We start from the raw sequence: 15,743 nt of genomic DNA on the forward strand, positions 1-15,743 counted from the left end.
TTATCTTTTTCCCTTGTCCGTATGCTTTAACTTAGGGCTTCTTTTGCTCCCGGCTTCATAATCATCGTATGCTTTTACGATCTTCTGTACCAGCGGATGTCGAACCACATCCTTATTGGTCAGATTACAGAAAGCAATGTCGTCAATATTTTTAAGGACTCTCGTCGCCACATCCAGACCGGACTTTGCTCCCACGGGAAGATCCTTCTGGGAAGAGTCACCGGTTACGATCACCTTGGAGCCAAACCCGATACGGGTCAGGAACATTTTCATCTGCGCCGGGGTGGTATTCTGCGCTTCATCCAGGATAATATAGGCATTGTCCAGAGTACGGCCTCTCATATAAGCAAGAGGTGCCACTTCTATCAGACCTTTTTCCATATTTTTGGCAAAGCTCTCAGCACCCATGATCTGGTACAGCGCGTCATATAGCGGACGCAGGTACGGGTCTACCTTACTCTGCAGGTCTCCGGGCAAAAATCCTAACTTTTCACCGGCTTCAATGGCAGGTCTGGTCAGTATGATACGGCTGACCTCGTTATTTTTAAATGCTGTGATCGCCATTGCCATGGCCAGGTAAGTCTTACCGGTACCGGCAGGTCCCAGTCCGAATACGATCATATTCTTGCGGATGGCATCCACATAAGCTTTCTGTCCCAGAGTCTTTGGCTTGATCGGTTTGCCGCTGATGGTATGACAGATGCAGTCCGCATCCATTTCCATCAGTTTATCTTCCTGATCCTCTTTTCCCATTTCAATGGCATAATCCACACTCTGTTCTTCGATCTCATTGCCATGATCCGACAGGGCAGTCAACTGTTTCAATACCCGGGATGCCTTCGAAGAATTCTCTTCCTCTCCGGTGATCACAACGCTGCCGTTACGGTCCACGATAGTCACCTGAAAATCCTGTTCCAGCTTCTTGATATAGGCATCCTGCATGCCGAATATTTTACGCATCTGTTCCGTATCCATCTCAAAACTGATTGTTGTCACACCCATTTATGCCTTATTCCTCATTTCCATCAGTATCTTCCGTACGCAGATCTTCGACCATCTCCGGCACGGAATCTGTAAGCACTCCCGCCGCCTCGCGTAATGTCAATTCTCCGTGAGCAGTCCATCCGGCGCACTTTGTTTCTATTTTAACATCTTTCGAGATTATTTGTACCCCTTTTTCATCTAAACTTTCGAGAAAGTCCAATATTTTTTTCTGTAAAACAGTTTTTGCTTCCTGTGTCGTATAGGAATATTCTGTTTTTTGATACTCTCTATAAGTGATCCTACACAGTGTGCAGGGAACATGCAGATATTCCAGTACTTTTACCGGACAGGTGTCAAGGATGCTGTCGTATTGCAGATACCCGGGCTCCGCCTTCGGTCTCCACTCTATGTCGCCGAAGCGAATAAAATAATACTTTGTTTCCCTCCCTGTGTACTGTTTTTGGATATAATCCGCCGGCAGATACGCCTGGAAAGTACCGGTGTGTTCCATCCGGATATCTGCGTCCGATACTACCGGCCGGTATTCCCTTACGGTGCCATCCTCCGCATATATGGGGATCCTGCCTTCCACCAGAATGTCCCCCTTTGCTACTTCACTGCCGGTGGTTACTTTTGGCACACCGCTTCGAACGATCATCTCCGTGATCACACCGTCGTATTGTGCCACCAGATCCCTGCCTGTCTTAGGATCTGCAACAGTTTCTTCCGGAACAGGCATATCATTTTCCTTCAGTTCAATAAAAAGACGTACTCCGTCCAGTCGTCCGGAGGTCCAGGTGACCTGTGGAAAATTGCGGCGGATCTGTTTTTCCAATTCTCCGATGTCCAGATTGCTTTTCCACATTCCGGTATGTACGCCTTCCTGCTCCAGAAATTTTAAAAAAACATCCTCCGTCACCTGTAAATTTCCGGAGACCCGGATATCCCATATGAAAAAAGAAGATAGAATCCAAAACGCTGCTGTCAGAAAAAAGCCTGCAAAAAATACCTTTCTTTTAAGCATTCCGGGCACTAAAAAAGGTAGTCCACATCTTTCCGATATGACTACCCTTACTTTTGTTTTTCTGGCGATGGGACGCAGCTGATAAAAAGCTTTCAGACTGACACACATCGTATAAATATCATCCTGCTTTTCAATGTTCCACAGTAATACACCCTTATTACTGCACAGATTGATAAACCGCTGCGGTGCAAATCCCCATACACGAATTTTCACATATCCCTGCAGACGTTTGATCCATTCCGTCATTTCCAGACGACCTCCGTTTACCAGTAATGATCTATAAATAGCGTAGCGTACTGATATTTCCGCTGATCTTCATATCTTCATTGGTATAATAGTCGATGGAAAGCCGGCTTCCCTCCAGACACACCTGACAGGTCTTCGCCTGCAGCAGGATCCGTTCGCCGGTATACTCCAAAATCCCTCTGTAATTCTCGATCCAGACTTCACAGTTGCCGGTAAGTGTCACGCGCAGCGCTCCCATACAGACATCCTTGGGAAGCTGCAGGGAATTGATCCATTTTTCTTTTTGCTGTTGTGCTCTTCTCATTTTCATATAAAACTATATGACGAAGAGCACCGAAATATGTTACTGCAAAATCCCCTTGATCAGAGGCTCCTTTTGGGGGCAGCTGTCGGTAATGCAGTAAGCATTTAAGAATTTCTCCTTTGCCGCTTTCAGACGTTGTTCATCATTGGCATGAAGATACCCGAGAACCTCGCCTTTTTTCACAGCATCTCCCTTTTTCTTCTCTAATACGATACCTACCGACAGGTCGATCGTACTTTCCTTGGTCTCTCTTCCTCCGCCCAACAGCAGGGAACAGATGCCAATGTCCTCGCAGGCGATTCTTCCCACGAAACCGTCTCTGTCCGCACAGACAGGCACTACCATCGATGCCTTAGGAAGGAGTTCGGGGTTCGTTACTGCCAACGGGTCACCCCCCTGGGCTTCCACGAACTGTTCCAATTTCCGTAAGGCACTGCCGTCTTCGATGACTTTAGTAAGCATTCCTCTTGCCTCTTCGGCATTCTCCACCTTGCCACCGGCAAGCAGCATCTGACTGCCCAGTACCATGCAGAGTTCTCTAAAATCCTCCGGTCCTTCTCCCCGCAGGGTTGCAATGGCTTCTTTTACTTCCAGAGCGTTTCCCACAGCACGCCCCAGCGGCTGATCCATATCCGAGACTACGGCAATGGTTTGTCTGCCTGCATTTTTACCGATCTTGACCATTTCTTCCGCCAGGGCAAATGCATCATCCTGACTCTTCATAAAAGCACCGCTGCCGGTCTTGACATCCAGCACAATGGCATCCGCACCGGCTGCCAGCTTCTTGCTCATGATGGAGCTGGCAATCAGGGACATATTGTCCACGGTGGCCGTCACATCCCGCAGGGCATACAGCTTTTTATCTGCCGGTGCCAGGTCTTTCGTCTGTCCCATAATGGCGATCCCGATCTTATTGACATTTTCAATAAAGCGGTCTGCGGTAAGTGCTGTGGTAAATCCGGGGAAGCTCTCTAACTTGTCAATGGTTCCTCCGGTGTGGCCCAGTCCTCTGCCGCTCATTTTGGCCACCGGGATTTCGCAGGCAGCCACCATGGGAGTCAGTGCCAGAGAAGTCTTGTCACCCACGCCGCCGGTACTGTGTTTGTCTACTTTACAGCCATGGATTTTGGACAGATCCAGCATCTCCCCGCTATGTGCCATGGCCATGGTAAGTTCGTAAGTCTCCCGCTCCGTCATCTTCTGAAAATAAATTGCCATCATCAGAGCAGACACCTGATAATCCGGTATCTCTCCCTTCGTGTAGCCTTCAATAAAAAAGTGAATCTCTTCTTTGGATAACTCTCCGCCGTTTCTCTTTTTCATGATGATGTCATACATTCTCATAGGCTTCCTCCTGTCTGCGGCAACATTACCACCAACTCTTATACACCGACTTTTTTACAGATATCACGGATGCAGCATTTCTCGCAATAGGGATGGGTTCTGGCAGTGCATACCTCTCTTCCGTGATATACCAGTCTGTGGCAGAAATCACTGCCTTCCTTAGGCGGAATGATCTTCCACAGCTCCTTCTCCACCTTGGCAGGCTCCTTGATACCGTCTACCAGTCCCATACGGTTCACCAGGCGGATACAGTGAGTGTCCGTCACGATGGCGGGCTTACCGAAGACATCCCCCATGACCAGATTGGCACTTTTCCTGCCTACTCCCGGCAGAGACAGCAGCCCGTCAAAGTCATCCGGCACTTTCCCCTGATATTTATCCCTAAGAATCTTCATGCAGGCGCTGATATCTCTCGCCTTGCTGTGACCTAAGCCGCAGGGCTTTACGATTGCCTCGATCTCTTCCACCGGAGCATCCGCCAGGGCATCCACATCCGGGAATTTCTCGTAAAGCTTCTCCACCACGATATTTACCCGGGCATCGGTACACTGGGCCGCGAGACGGACGCTGACAAGCAGCTTCCATGCCTGATCGTAATCCAGAGTGCATCCGGCATCCGGGTATTCTTTTTTCAGACGTTCTATGATTTCTAATGCACGTTGTTTTTTTGTCATATTTTCGTCACTCTTGTTTAAAATAGTTACAAAACTTTTACTTATGGTAAGGCTCGTGCTGAATGATCCGGAACGCCCGATAGATCTGTTCACACAGGATCACACGCATCAGCTGATGGGGAAAGGTCATTTTGGAAAAACTAAGTGCCAGATCCGCTTTCCTGCAGACGCTATTGTGCAGTCCTAAGGAGCCACCGATGACAAAACAGATGTGGCTTTTTCCACGGACACTGCAGTCCTCGATCCACGCAGCAAACTCTTCGGAAGAATAATTTTTGCCGGCGATCTCCAGTGTCACGATCAGAGCATCCTGGGGCAGCTTTGCAAGAATGCGGGCTCCCTCTTTTTCACGGATCTGATCTTCCAGAACAGTGCTTGCTCCATCCGGTGTCATCTCATCCGCCACTTCGATAATGTTCAACTTCGTGTAACGACTCAGCCGTTTGCTGTATTCGTCAATGGCATCACGGAAAAATTTCTCCTTGATCTTCCCTACACATATGATGGATATTTTGATCATTCTTCCTCTGCTCCGTCAGTATCCGGGAAGATCTGTTCGTAGATCTTCGTGTCAATGAGATTCTCCAGCATCTGCTGGTCCAAATTCATGAACTGATGGTTTATCTGGTTGCGTATGACTTCAAATCTCTTATAATACAGGGCTTCTTCGGGAGTATCTGCTGCATTTTCGATCTGCGCGTCGATTTTTTCCGCAGTCAGGTTTTCCTCGCTCCATTTAAGCAAGGTATCTACCAGAGAGTTCTCGGACTCTGCCTTTTTCTCGAAAAGCTTTGCATTACGCATGGACACCACGCCCATAACAATGAAGAGGATAAATACAGCACTCATGACCCCGTAGAACATGTATGGGTTCCCGATGTTAAAGGGTAGTACTCCTGCAATTCCAAGGGCCATCACCAAGATTCCCAAAACACCCACAATTAACAGTACCCAGGCAGAGGATCTGTTTTCCTCTGCTTTGGCACCACTGTTCATATAAGTCAGACCACCCTGTGTGGATGCGGTTTTCAATAGTTCCACAGAATTTGGCTTTTCTTCCGATGCTTCATCTCCGTCCGGCATCAGGAATTCGTCTACCGCTGCTTCTTCCTCTGCGACATTCTCCTTGCGTTCCTTTTCCTGCTGCTCTAAGAAAACTCTGGCGATGGTCTTCGCCTTTTTCTCGTCCTTTGCATCTACAAACAGTTCATAGACCTGCTCTGTCTCATCATAGACAAGTTTACTTTTTTCCACGCCATTGTATGTAAGGAAGTCTTTTAACTTCTCCATCTCATCCTGTTCACCGAACAGCACGGAAGTAAAGTCCGTCAATTCTTCCTCACTTACCAGTGTTTCTCCGCAATCGGGACATACGGTGATCCCTTCCCGATATTCATTTTTACATTTCGGACACCATGCCATATGCTAACACCATCCTTAATATTCGTAATCCAGGCAGGCTCTTCCTCCTGCCACAGATCCAATATATTCTTTTGCTGCCAGATGATCCGGATGCACCTGATATGCCGCCAGTGCCTCTGTATCTGTAAAATCAGAGATCAGTGCCACATCCCGGTTGCTGCTGTCCAGTTCATTTATGATCACTTCCACCTTCACGGCACCGGGTACTTTTTCTTTAATGGGCTCTAAAAGTGCCTTGATCTTCTCGGCGGCTGCTCTCTTCTCCTGGGAGGTCAGATTACCTTCCAGGCTCCACATAACAATATGTCTTACCATGTAAGCCTCCATTCTGTCCGGTCCAGCGACCGGATGCGGGGTAATTATTTTACACTCAGATATTCGTCAATACCCTTGGCAGCAGCCTTTCCTGCTCCCATCGCCAGAATAACGGTAGCTGCTCCTGTTACCGCATCTCCACCGGCATAGACACCTTCCTTGGTGGTCTTGCCGTTATTTTCATCCGCAATGATGCACTTCCACTTATTGGTATCCAGTCCCCTGGTGGTAGAAGAGATCAGAGGATTCGGGGAGGTACCTAATGACATGATCACGGTATCTAACTCCATCACGAATTCGGATCCGGGTACTTCCACGGGACGGCGTCTGCCGCTCTCATCGGGCTCGCCCAGTTCCATGCGGATGCACTTCATGCCGGTCACCCAGCCCTTATCGTCAGACAGGATTTCTATAGGATTGGTCAGCAGATCAAAAATGATGCCTTCTTCTTTTGCATGATGTACTTCTTCCACTCTGGCAGGAAGCTCCTCTTCGCTTCTGCGGTATACAATATGTACCTCAGCACCCAGACGAAGTGCGGTTCTTGCAGCATCCATAGCCACGTTACCGCCGCCTACCACAGCTACCTTCTTACCATGCATGATAGGTGTTCTGGAATCGGGATCAAACGCCTTCATCAGATTGCTTCTGGTCAGGTATTCATTGGCAGAGAATACACCGTTGGCATTCTCGCCGGGGATACCCATGAACTTCGGAAGTCCTGCACCGGAACCGATAAATACAGCCTGGAAGCCCTCTTCGTCCATCAACTGATCGATGGTCACGGATTTACCTACCACTACGTTGGTTTCAATATGAACACCGAGAGATTTTACATTTTCGATCTCTTTTGCCACAACGCCGCTCTTGGGAAGACGGAACTCAGGGATACCGTATACCAGTACACCGCCTGCCTCATGCAGTGCCTCGAAGATGGTAACATCATAACCCATCTTTGCCAGATCTCCGGCACAAGTCAGACCTGCGGGACCGGAACCGATAACAGCTACCTTTTTACCGTTCTTCTGTGCTGCCGGTGTAGGTTTGATGCCGTTTTCTCTTGCCCAGTCAGCTACGAAACGCTCCAGCTTACCGATAGAGATGGGATCCCCCTTGAAGCCACGGATACATTTTCCTTCACACTGGCTTTCCTGGGGGCATACACGACCGCAGACAGCGGGAAGTGCGCTGGATTCGCTGATGATACGATATGCTTCTTCGATATTGCCGTTCTTCACCTGTTCAATGAACTGAGGGATCTGGATCGCTACGGGACAGCCCTTTACACACTGTGCATTTTTACAGTTAATGCAGCGGGAAGCCTCTTCCATTGCTTCTTCTTTGTTATATCCGAGACACACCTCTTTGAAGTTGGTAGCACGTTCCTTTGCATCCTGCTCTCTGACAGGAATTCTTTTTAATACATCCATTTTATTTAACCATGCCTTTCTGATTTATCGTCTTCACACGTTTGCAGTAGAACTACTGGCAGTTGCCGCAGCCGCCGTGATGGGTATCTCCCTCTTCCAGGGCTAACATTGCACGTCCCTCAGCTGTCTTGTAGATCTGCTGACGTCTCATTGCCTCATCAAAGTTTACTTCGTGTCCGTCGAATTCGGGACCGTCTACGCAGGCGAATTTTACCTTGCCGCCGACAGTGACACGACAGGCACCGCACATTCCCGTTCCATCGACCATAATGGGGTTCAGACTGACTACTGTGGGAATCTCCAGTTCCTTGGTCAGGAGACATACGAATTTCATCATGATCATGGGGCCGATAGCGATGCACAGATCGTACTTTTTGCCTTCCGCTACCAGATCTTTGATGGTCTGAGTTACCATACCGCTTCTTCCATAGGATCCGTCATCGGTGGTCACATAAAGATTGCCGGCAACCGCTTCCATCTCTTTTTCCAGGATCAGCAGATTTTTGGTCTTGCTTCCTACGATAACATCAGCAGCAATTCCATGCTCATGCAGCCATTTCACCTGAGGATATACCGGAGCTGCACCAACGCCACCTGCTACGAAGAGGATCTTCTTTGCCTTTACTTCGTCCAGAGGCTGTTCTACCAGTTCGGAGGGACATCCTAAAGGTCCTACGAAGTCATGGAAGTATTCTCCTTCTTCCAACTGTGCCATGAGTTTCGTACCGGCACCTACGGTCTGGAACACAATGGTCACGGTTCCTTTTTCTCTGTTGTAATCACAGATGGTCAGCGGAATACGCTCTCCCTCACTGTCCATTCTTACGATGACAAACTGACCGGGTTCACAGGTCTTTGCCACTCTGTTTGCTTCTACCTCCATCAGATAGATGTTGGTTGTCAGCTCCTGTTTTTTTACGATCTTATACATTTCTCTTTTCCGTCCCTTCTGTTAGGATTAATAGAATTTATATAGCTGAAACAGCCACCAGTGTATAAAAGCGGCCGCTCTCGTCCGTCTGCAGTTTCCAGAGCTCTCTGGTATAGGCATTGACCGCGAACAGATTGCCTGTTCTGGTAACTGTACCGTCAGCTCCTCTGTAAATCTCCGCGATCACATAAAAATCATCAATTTTATTAATATTGGTCACATATTGATACTGGTACAGATACACAGCACCGGATTCATCAAAGCTACCGGATTCGTCCTGTATTTTACCGCTTAGCAGTGCGTATTCCACAATCTTTTGCACCGCTTCTTCCGGGGTAAACTCTGTGTTCATGACCAGATTATAGCTTCTCTCCACGATCTCACTCTTACGGCCTTCCGCGATCCGGATAAAACGGAATACGGATTTACCAAGGGGCATGGGAATCGGTCCATCATATACAGTCGAATTCTGTGTCGGATCCGTACCATCCGTCGTGTAATAGACATCTTCCCCGTCTGTTACTTCAATATTGATCGGGAATTCATAATCTCCACTGACTGCCGTTACATCCGGTGTACTTAACTGTTCAATTTCAATGTGATACTTTTTGGTTACCACTTTGCTGCTGATGTCATTCTCATTGATATACACCGCTTTGATACAGTAGTCGCCACTTTCTAACAGAATCGGTGCCGTATACAGAGAGCTGTTCTCTCCCGGCTCGCTGCCGTCCATGGTGTAATAAATACTGCCGGTCCCGAAGGTAGTCAGCTTTAACGGCTGGATGCTGGTGTAATACCCCTCCTGTAAGCTGAATTCCGGTTCCATTGCCATATAGCTCTGGTACTTGCTCATAATATTGACATTCCCGCAATTCTGCAACAGATCATTAATAGTCTTATAATCTTCTCTGGCAGCGTAAATGGCGATCAGTTTCCCATAGGCGCTCTCTAACTGTTCGGAAGTTGCCTTTCCATCCGTCACGATCTCCCGCAGCAGATACTCATATTCCATCTTGTTATTCTTCTGAAAATAGATATCCGCCAGTTCGAATTTAAGTGTAATATTATCGGGATCCAGTTCCAATGCACGGTTGTAACAAGTAACTGCCTGGTCGTATTCTCCCTCTGCCACATAATTTCTTGCACATTTCGTCTGGTATTCTACGGAATGGTAATGGGAATATGAGATTCCGGTTCCCGTACATACCACCGCCACCACTGTAAGCACCAGTAAAAGCACGATAAATTTCCAACGGAACGGATGTGCCAAAGGTTCATCCATAGGTTCATCCCAGTCCTGAAGTTCCGCGGTATCTGCGGAAGAATCCGTCTCCTCCGGCTCCGTATCCGGTGCCATCTCTTTTGCGATATTGTTCAGCGTCTGTGCCATATTGTATTCAATTTCCGGTTCAAAATCAGGTACGATATGGATGTCTTCACCGCAATGTTCGCAGTAAAGTTTTCCTTCCTCCATCTCTGCTCCGCAATTCGGACATTTCATACAATTATCCTCTTGCTGCCTGCAAAGCTACAGATTCCAGACAGTTGTTCATCAGCATGGCTATGGTCATGGGGCCTACCCCTCCGGGAACCGGAGTGATGGCGCTGCATATCGGTTCTACGCAGTCAAAATCCACATCGCCGCACAATTTGTTCTCTGCATTGCGGTGAATTCCCACGTCAATAACAACAGCCCCCTCCTTTACATATTCTGCTGTGATCATCTTCGGTCTGCCGACAGCCACCACCAGAATATCCGCTCTCTTTGTCACTTCTTTCAGGTCCTTCGTCCGGCTGTGAGCAATTGTCACCGTACCGTTCTCCCGAAGCAAAAGCAGTGCCATGGGCTTGCCGACAATATTGCTTCTGCCGATCACCACACATTCCTTTCCGGCGATTTCAATCCCGGATCTCTTCAGAAGCTGGATCACTCCCGCCGGGGTACAGGACACGAAACCTGGTTTGCCAATACAGAGAGCACCGACATTCTGCGGATGGAAGCCGTCCACATCCTTTAAGGGAGAAATGGCATCCAGTACCTTTTCCTCATCGATGTGTTTGGGTAACGGCAGCTGCACCAGAATGCCGTTCACATCCGTTCTGTCATTCAGTTCCCGGATCAGCTCCAGCAGCTTTTCTTCTGTGGCCTCCTCCGGAAGTTCATACGCCAGAGAACGAACACCCACGTATTCACATGCTTTTTTCTTATTCCGAACATATACGGAAGAAGCCGGATCGGCTCCTACCTGAATCACTGCCAGAGTCACTTCACACCCCTGCTCTTTTAAAGCAGCAACTTTTTCTTTTACTTCCTCTTTGATCTGTGCGGAAATTGCTTTTCCGTCTATTAACTGTGCCATGGGACACTTGTCCTCCTTACTAGAATAATCCGGTGATCTTCCCGTTGTCATCCACGTCAATATTGTAGGCAGCGGGTGCCTTGGGCAGTCCCGGCATGGTCATGACCGCACCGGTGAGCACTACGACAAAACCGGCACCGGCAGATACATAAGCCTCTCTTACGTTTAATTCAAAACCGGAGGGTCTTCCTAACAGCGTGGGGTCATCCGACAGGGAATACTGATTCTTCGCCATACATACCGGCAAGTTGCCGAAGCCCAGCTCTGTCAGGCGCTTTAACTGTTTTGCTGCCGCCGGTGCAAAGTTCACACTGTCTGCTCCGTAGATCTCTCTGGCAATCTTTGTGATCTTATCCTGAAGAGATAATTCATCCTCATATAATACATGGAAATGATTCTCTTTTTCTAATGCTTTTAATACCTTTTTGGCTAAAGCGATGCCGCCCTCGCCGCCCTTCTCCCATACTTCGGAGAGAGCGAACTCACAGCCTCTTGTCTCACAGAATTCTCTGACGTAAGCGGTCTCTGCCTCGCTGTCTGTAATAAAAGAATTCAGGGTAACCACTACTGGTACACCGTATTTCTGCAGATTCTCAATATGTTTCTCCAGGTTCACGATACCCTTTTTCAATGCTTCCAGGTTCTCTGCGCCCAGATCGGCTTTCGCAACGCCGCCGTTATATTTCAGTGCGCGGATAGTCGCAACCAGTACTACCGCATCAGGAGTAAGCCCTGCCTTGCGGCACTTGATGTCGAAGAATTTTTCAGCACCCAGATCGGCACCGAAGCCTGCTTCCGTGATGCAATAATCTGCCATCTTCATGGCTGCCTTGGTGGCTCTTACGGAATTACATCCGTGAGCAATATTAGCAAAGGGACCACCGTGTACCAGTGCCGGAGTATGTTCTAAGGTCTGGATCAGGTTGGGTTTGATCGCATCCTTTAACAGAGCTGCCATAGCACCAACCGCCTTTAACTGTCCTGCGGTCACCGGTTCTCCCTGATAGTTATAAGCTACAACGATCTTGGATAGACGCTCCTTCAGATCCTTCATATCGTCTGCAAGACACAGGATTGCCATGATCTCACTGGCCACGGTAATGACAAAATGATCCTCTCTGACGAAACCGTCTGTCTTGTTCCCCAGTCCTACCACGATATTACGAAGGACTCTGTCATTCATATCTTCGCAACGCTTCCAGACGATCTGTCTGGTATCAATCCCCAGTTCATTCCCCTGCTGGATATGGTTGTCCAAAAGAGCTGCCAGCAGATTATTGGCAGATGTGATGGCATGAAAATCACCGGTAAAATGCAGATTCAGTTCATCCATGGGTACTACCTGTGCGTAACCGCCGCCGGCAGCTCCACCCTTGATGCCGAAGCAGGGGCCTAAGGATGGCTCTCTGAGAGCAATGACAGCTTTTTTGCCCATTCTGCCGAATGCTTCCCCCAGACCGACTGTAGTCGTGGTCTTGCCCTCTCCCGCAGGTGTAGGGTTGATGGCTGTAACCAGAATCAGTTTTCCGTTGGGACGGTCCTGAATCTTAGTTAAAAATTCTTCGGAAAGCTTTGCCTTGTATTTTCCGTAAAGTTCCAGATCGTCTGCATCGATTCCCAGACTTCCGGCGACCTTGGTAATGGGCTCCATTACCGCTTCCTGTGCGATTTCAATATCTGTTTTCATGTCCTTTTTCCCTCCGTTTATTCAGACAGTTCCGGGTCTTTGTCAGATCTCCTCCAACAGTTGCTCAAACTGTTCCATACTCATAAGTACCTTTCTGGGCTTTGTGCCTTCTTCCTCACCGACCACGCCGTATTCACACAGTTGGTCCATGATCCTTGCGGCACGGTTAAAGCCGATCTTCAACACGCGCTGTAACATACCGATGCTGGCCTTGTCTTTATCAATAATAAAACGTGCGGCTTCCTCAAAATATTCGTCTCTGTCGTTGCCTCCACCGGATCCACTTCCGGAAGATCCACCCGACGAACCAATATTTTTGATCTTCTCTTCGATATCCTCGGCATAGCTGTTATAGACATTGCCAATGGTCTGATTTTTCAAATAATCCACCACATCGGATACTTCCTTATCCGATACGAAAGCTCCCTGTACACGGGCCGGTTTGGAATAGCCCTGAGGGTAGAACAGCATATCGCCTTTACCAAGCAGCTTTTCTGCACCGTTCATGTCAAGGATCGTACGGGAATCTACGCCACTGGATACGGAGAACGCCACACGGCTGGGCATGTTCGCCTTGATCAGACCGGTGATAACATCCACGCTGGGCCGCTGAGTAGCAATGATCAGATGGATTCCTGCCGCTCTTGCCAACTGTGCAAGACGACAGATGGATTCCTCCACTTCACCGGGACATACCATCATCAGATCCGCCAGCTCGTCCACGATAATAACGATCTGCGGCATCTTCTTAGGTCGTTCCTCGCCCTCGGGAACAGACATGGTCTCAATCTTTTTATTATAGCCCTTCAGATCACGGACATTATAATCCGCGAACTTCCGGTAACGGTCTTCCATCTCACTGACCCCCCAGTGTAATGCGGCAGATGCCTTCTTAGGATCTGTCACTACCGGGATCAGCAGATGAGGAATGCCGTTATACACACTCAGTTCTACGACCTTCGGGTCTACCATGATCAGTTTTACATCATCCGGATGTGCCTTGTACAAAATACTCATGATCAGGGTATTGATACATACGGATTTACCGGAACCGGTAGCTCCGGCGATCAGCATATGGGGCATCTTGGCAATATCTGCCACTACCGTCTTGCCCGCAATATCCTTACCTACTGCAAAAGCAATATTGGAATTGAATTCCCTGAATTCCTTACTCTCTAAAAGATCACGGAGTGCCACAGTCATATTTTCTTTGTTCGGGACTTCGATACCGATGGCTGCCTTGCCGGGGATCGGTGCCTCGATACGTATATCCGTGGCTGCCAGATTCAATTTGATATCATCTGCCAGACCTACGATCTTGGATACCTTCACGCCCTGCTCCGGTTGTAATTCATACCGGGTAACACTGGGACCCTGACTGATATCGGTGATTGTTACCTTCACACCGAAAGTATTCAGTGTCTGCTGTAAGCGCATGGCAGTCTCTTTTAATTCTCTGGAAGAATCTCCCGTAGCTGCCTTTCCCTTCTGTAACAGACTTAAAGGAGGGATCCGGTATTCTGCGGGCGGCTGTTTGGCCGCTTTCGCAATATCCTTATGTATCTGGTCTTCCGCAAGGGAATTCCCCTTAGGAGGCTCCGGTGCTGTAATCTTCGGACGTACACGGCTAACGGATGGTGCCTCATAGGGGTTCTGTTCCGGCTGCATCTGCTGCATTCCCCGGTCAGGCCCCCCGGATTCCACAGGTGTATTTTCAGGCTCCGGAATGTCTTCCTTATGGATCCGGATAGATTCTGCCTGGGGTGTCAGAAGCGCCGCTTCCTCCTGCCAGGATTCTCTACGTTCAAAAGGCTTTTTAAACGTAGCTGCACTGCTTACTTCCTCCACCGGAATATCTTCATAGGAAACATCGTCTGCCGCTTCCTGCATGGTCACCTGATGTATATCCGTCACATTGATTTTATCAAAATCACTGGAAGTCACCCGGGTCTCTTCCACCGCGGGAGCTTCCTGTGCATCCTCTTCGTATACGATCTCATGGATATCATCCCGTCTGCCGGCAGGCTGTGTATCCTGCTTTTTCAAGGAGGTATCCATCATGACTCCTGTCACCTTTTTCTCTCTGCGGGGGACAGCATTCAGGATTTCTTCGTTCTCTTTCTCCTCAGCGCGGAGTCTTCGCTCTTCCTCACGAATACGGCGCTCCTCTTCACGGATGCGACGGGCTTCCTCTCTCTGGGAAGTACGTTCTTCCTGCTCCTGCCTGCGGATTTCGGCATTTTCCCGTCTGCGCGCTGCATCCTCTCTGGACAGTTCACGGATCCTGTCGCCACCGTTACGCATACTGTTTAAGAAGGATCGCTCTGTTACCAGGATCAGGCTGATCACTGAACATAAAAGCACTACCAGCACTGTTCCTACGGTCTCCAGATACTGTAACAGCAGATAACAGATACTGCCTGCCAGAATACCGCCGCCCTTTTTACCGGTGCTGCAGTTCGTATATAACAGTTTGATATCGTACTGTTCCATGGAGCCGGCAGTCTTCGCGATCAGATCGCATACCACGCCGATCATTAAAAACAATACGGCACCGGCGATCACTTTTCGGACTGCGGTAGGGTTCCCCTCATTGGCGAACCAGAAAGCCACCGCCAGAAATATTACGATGGGCGCTATATACGCAGTAAATCCGAAGATGCCAAATAAGACCCCGCTGATCGCATTGCCAACCGGACCGATAATACCAAAATTGCAACAAAATAATATCAACATCGCAACAAACAGGACGATCAGACCGATCTCGTGAAAAAGTTCACTGTCCTGTGCAGATCTCTGCGCCTGCCTGCTGCGACTGCCTGTCGTGCTTTTTCTTGTCCTGCCGGAAGATGATGTTCTTTTGCCTGATGAAGATGCCATGTCATCATACCCCTAACTTTAATGTTAATACTAATATAACTATTCAGAACCACATTCGTAAAATCGTATCTTCGATGCTATTCTTTTACGTTAGCATAATAGTCATAATTAGAAGTATATCATTTTTCCACTGCCTTGT

General features: G+C 48.5%; 14 protein-coding genes. All 14 read right to left on the reverse strand.

What is annotated here, in order from left to right:
• The 14 genes from ACTRDR_RS06865 to ACTRDR_RS06930 are packed head-to-tail and all read right to left on the reverse strand — an operon-like array spanning nucleotide 1 to nucleotide 15,604.
• Entirely contained in the window at nucleotides 1–1,002 is a 1,002-nt protein-coding gene (locus ACTRDR_RS06865; protein ID WP_440526615.1) for a PhoH family protein, read from the reverse strand.
• 7 nt (nucleotides 1,003–1,009) lie between these two features.
• Nucleotides 1,010–2,254, reverse strand: a complete 1,245-nt coding sequence (locus tag ACTRDR_RS06870) for a sporulation protein YqfD (RefSeq protein WP_440526616.1) — start codon at nucleotides 2,252–2,254, stop codon at nucleotides 1,010–1,012.
• Between the two features lie 31 nt (nucleotides 2,255–2,285).
• Complete coding sequence (locus tag ACTRDR_RS06875) at nucleotides 2,286–2,564, reverse strand: YabP/YqfC family sporulation protein (protein WP_440526617.1); 279 nt, start codon at nucleotides 2,562–2,564, stop codon at nucleotides 2,286–2,288.
• A 33-nt stretch (nucleotides 2,565–2,597) separates the two neighbouring features.
• The gene (locus ACTRDR_RS06880) at nucleotides 2,598–3,902 is read right to left on the reverse strand and encodes a pyrimidine-nucleoside phosphorylase (protein ID WP_440526618.1); all 1,305 of its coding nucleotides are present in this window, start codon (nucleotides 3,900–3,902) and stop codon (nucleotides 2,598–2,600) included.
• Between the two features lie 38 nt (nucleotides 3,903–3,940).
• Nucleotides 3,941–4,576 carry an endonuclease III domain-containing protein gene (locus ACTRDR_RS06885; protein ID WP_440526619.1) on the reverse strand — a complete coding sequence of 212 codons (636 nt, stop codon included), beginning with the start codon at nucleotides 4,574–4,576 and terminating at the stop codon, nucleotides 3,941–3,943.
• Between the two features lie 37 nt (nucleotides 4,577–4,613).
• Nucleotides 4,614–5,093, reverse strand: coding sequence for a 23S rRNA (pseudouridine(1915)-N(3))-methyltransferase RlmH (gene rlmH / locus ACTRDR_RS06890; RefSeq protein WP_440526639.1), 480 nt, complete (start codon nucleotides 5,091–5,093; stop codon nucleotides 4,614–4,616).
• Nucleotides 5,093–5,998 carry a hypothetical protein gene (locus tag ACTRDR_RS06895; protein ID WP_176862812.1) on the reverse strand — a complete coding sequence of 302 codons (906 nt, stop codon included), beginning with the start codon at nucleotides 5,996–5,998 and terminating at the stop codon, nucleotides 5,093–5,095. The genes rlmH and ACTRDR_RS06895 overlap by 1 nt, the downstream gene beginning before the upstream one ends.
• A gap of 15 nt (nucleotides 5,999–6,013) precedes the next feature.
• Nucleotides 6,014–6,313: a Dabb family protein gene (locus tag ACTRDR_RS06900; protein WP_176862814.1), complete on the reverse strand. Its 300-nt coding sequence runs from the start codon at nucleotides 6,311–6,313 to the stop codon at nucleotides 6,014–6,016.
• A gap of 44 nt (nucleotides 6,314–6,357) precedes the next feature.
• Nucleotides 6,358–7,743, reverse strand: coding sequence for an NADPH-dependent glutamate synthase (gene gltA, locus ACTRDR_RS06905; RefSeq protein ID WP_440526620.1), 1,386 nt, complete (start codon nucleotides 7,741–7,743; stop codon nucleotides 6,358–6,360).
• Nucleotides 7,744–7,795: 52 nt separating this feature from the next.
• A complete protein-coding gene (locus ACTRDR_RS06910; RefSeq protein WP_176862819.1) occupies nucleotides 7,796–8,674 on the reverse strand; it encodes a sulfide/dihydroorotate dehydrogenase-like FAD/NAD-binding protein in 879 nt (292 codons plus the stop codon).
• 37 nt (nucleotides 8,675–8,711) lie between these two features.
• Nucleotides 8,712–10,178, reverse strand: a complete 1,467-nt coding sequence (locus ACTRDR_RS06915) for an FN3 associated domain-containing protein (protein WP_440526621.1) — start codon at nucleotides 10,176–10,178, stop codon at nucleotides 8,712–8,714.
• Between the two features lie 4 nt (nucleotides 10,179–10,182).
• Nucleotides 10,183–11,037: a bifunctional methylenetetrahydrofolate dehydrogenase/methenyltetrahydrofolate cyclohydrolase FolD gene (gene folD / locus ACTRDR_RS06920; RefSeq protein ID WP_440526622.1), complete on the reverse strand. Its 855-nt coding sequence runs from the start codon at nucleotides 11,035–11,037 to the stop codon at nucleotides 10,183–10,185.
• Between the two features lie 19 nt (nucleotides 11,038–11,056).
• On the reverse strand, nucleotides 11,057–12,724 hold the full coding sequence (locus ACTRDR_RS06925) for a formate--tetrahydrofolate ligase (protein ID WP_440526623.1): 1,668 nt from the start codon (nucleotides 12,722–12,724) through the stop codon (nucleotides 11,057–11,059).
• 42 nt (nucleotides 12,725–12,766) lie between these two features.
• A complete protein-coding gene (locus tag ACTRDR_RS06930; protein WP_440526624.1) occupies nucleotides 12,767–15,604 on the reverse strand; it encodes a DNA translocase FtsK 4TM domain-containing protein in 2,838 nt (945 codons plus the stop codon).
• Nucleotides 15,605–15,743: the final 139 nt, after the last annotated feature.

The organism is Simiaoa sp. (assembly GCF_051972595.1).
GTDB lineage: Bacteria > Bacillota > Clostridia > Lachnospirales > Lachnospiraceae > Acetatifactor > Acetatifactor hominis.

Coding starts and splice junctions, on each gene's coding strand:
- ACTRDR_RS06865 (WP_440526615.1), bottom strand. CDS start 1,002: ATGGGTGTGACAACAATCAGTTTTGAGATGGATACGGAACAGATGCGT.
- ACTRDR_RS06870 (WP_440526616.1), bottom strand. CDS start 2,254: ATGACGGAATGGATCAAACGTCTGCAGGGATATGTGAAAATTCGTGTA.
- ACTRDR_RS06875 (WP_440526617.1), bottom strand. CDS start 2,564: ATGAAAATGAGAAGAGCACAACAGCAAAAAGAAAAATGGATCAATTCC.
- ACTRDR_RS06880 (WP_440526618.1), bottom strand. CDS start 3,902: ATGAGAATGTATGACATCATCATGAAAAAGAGAAACGGCGGAGAGTTA.
- ACTRDR_RS06885 (WP_440526619.1), bottom strand. CDS start 4,576: ATGACAAAAAAACAACGTGCATTAGAAATCATAGAACGTCTGAAAAAA.
- ACTRDR_RS06895 (WP_176862812.1), bottom strand. CDS start 5,998: ATGGCATGGTGTCCGAAATGTAAAAATGAATATCGGGAAGGGATCACC.
- ACTRDR_RS06900 (WP_176862814.1), bottom strand. CDS start 6,313: ATGGTAAGACATATTGTTATGTGGAGCCTGGAAGGTAATCTGACCTCC.
- gltA (WP_440526620.1), bottom strand. CDS start 7,743: ATGGATGTATTAAAAAGAATTCCTGTCAGAGAGCAGGATGCAAAGGAA.
- ACTRDR_RS06910 (WP_176862819.1), bottom strand. CDS start 8,674: ATGTATAAGATCGTAAAAAAACAGGAGCTGACAACCAACATCTATCTG.
- ACTRDR_RS06915 (WP_440526621.1), bottom strand. CDS start 10,178: ATGAAATGTCCGAATTGCGGAGCAGAGATGGAGGAAGGAAAACTTTAC.
- folD (WP_440526622.1), bottom strand. CDS start 11,037: ATGGCACAGTTAATAGACGGAAAAGCAATTTCCGCACAGATCAAAGAG.
- ACTRDR_RS06925 (WP_440526623.1), bottom strand. CDS start 12,724: ATGAAAACAGATATTGAAATCGCACAGGAAGCGGTAATGGAGCCCATT.
- ACTRDR_RS06930 (WP_440526624.1), bottom strand. CDS start 15,604: ATGGCATCTTCATCAGGCAAAAGAACATCATCTTCCGGCAGGACAAGA.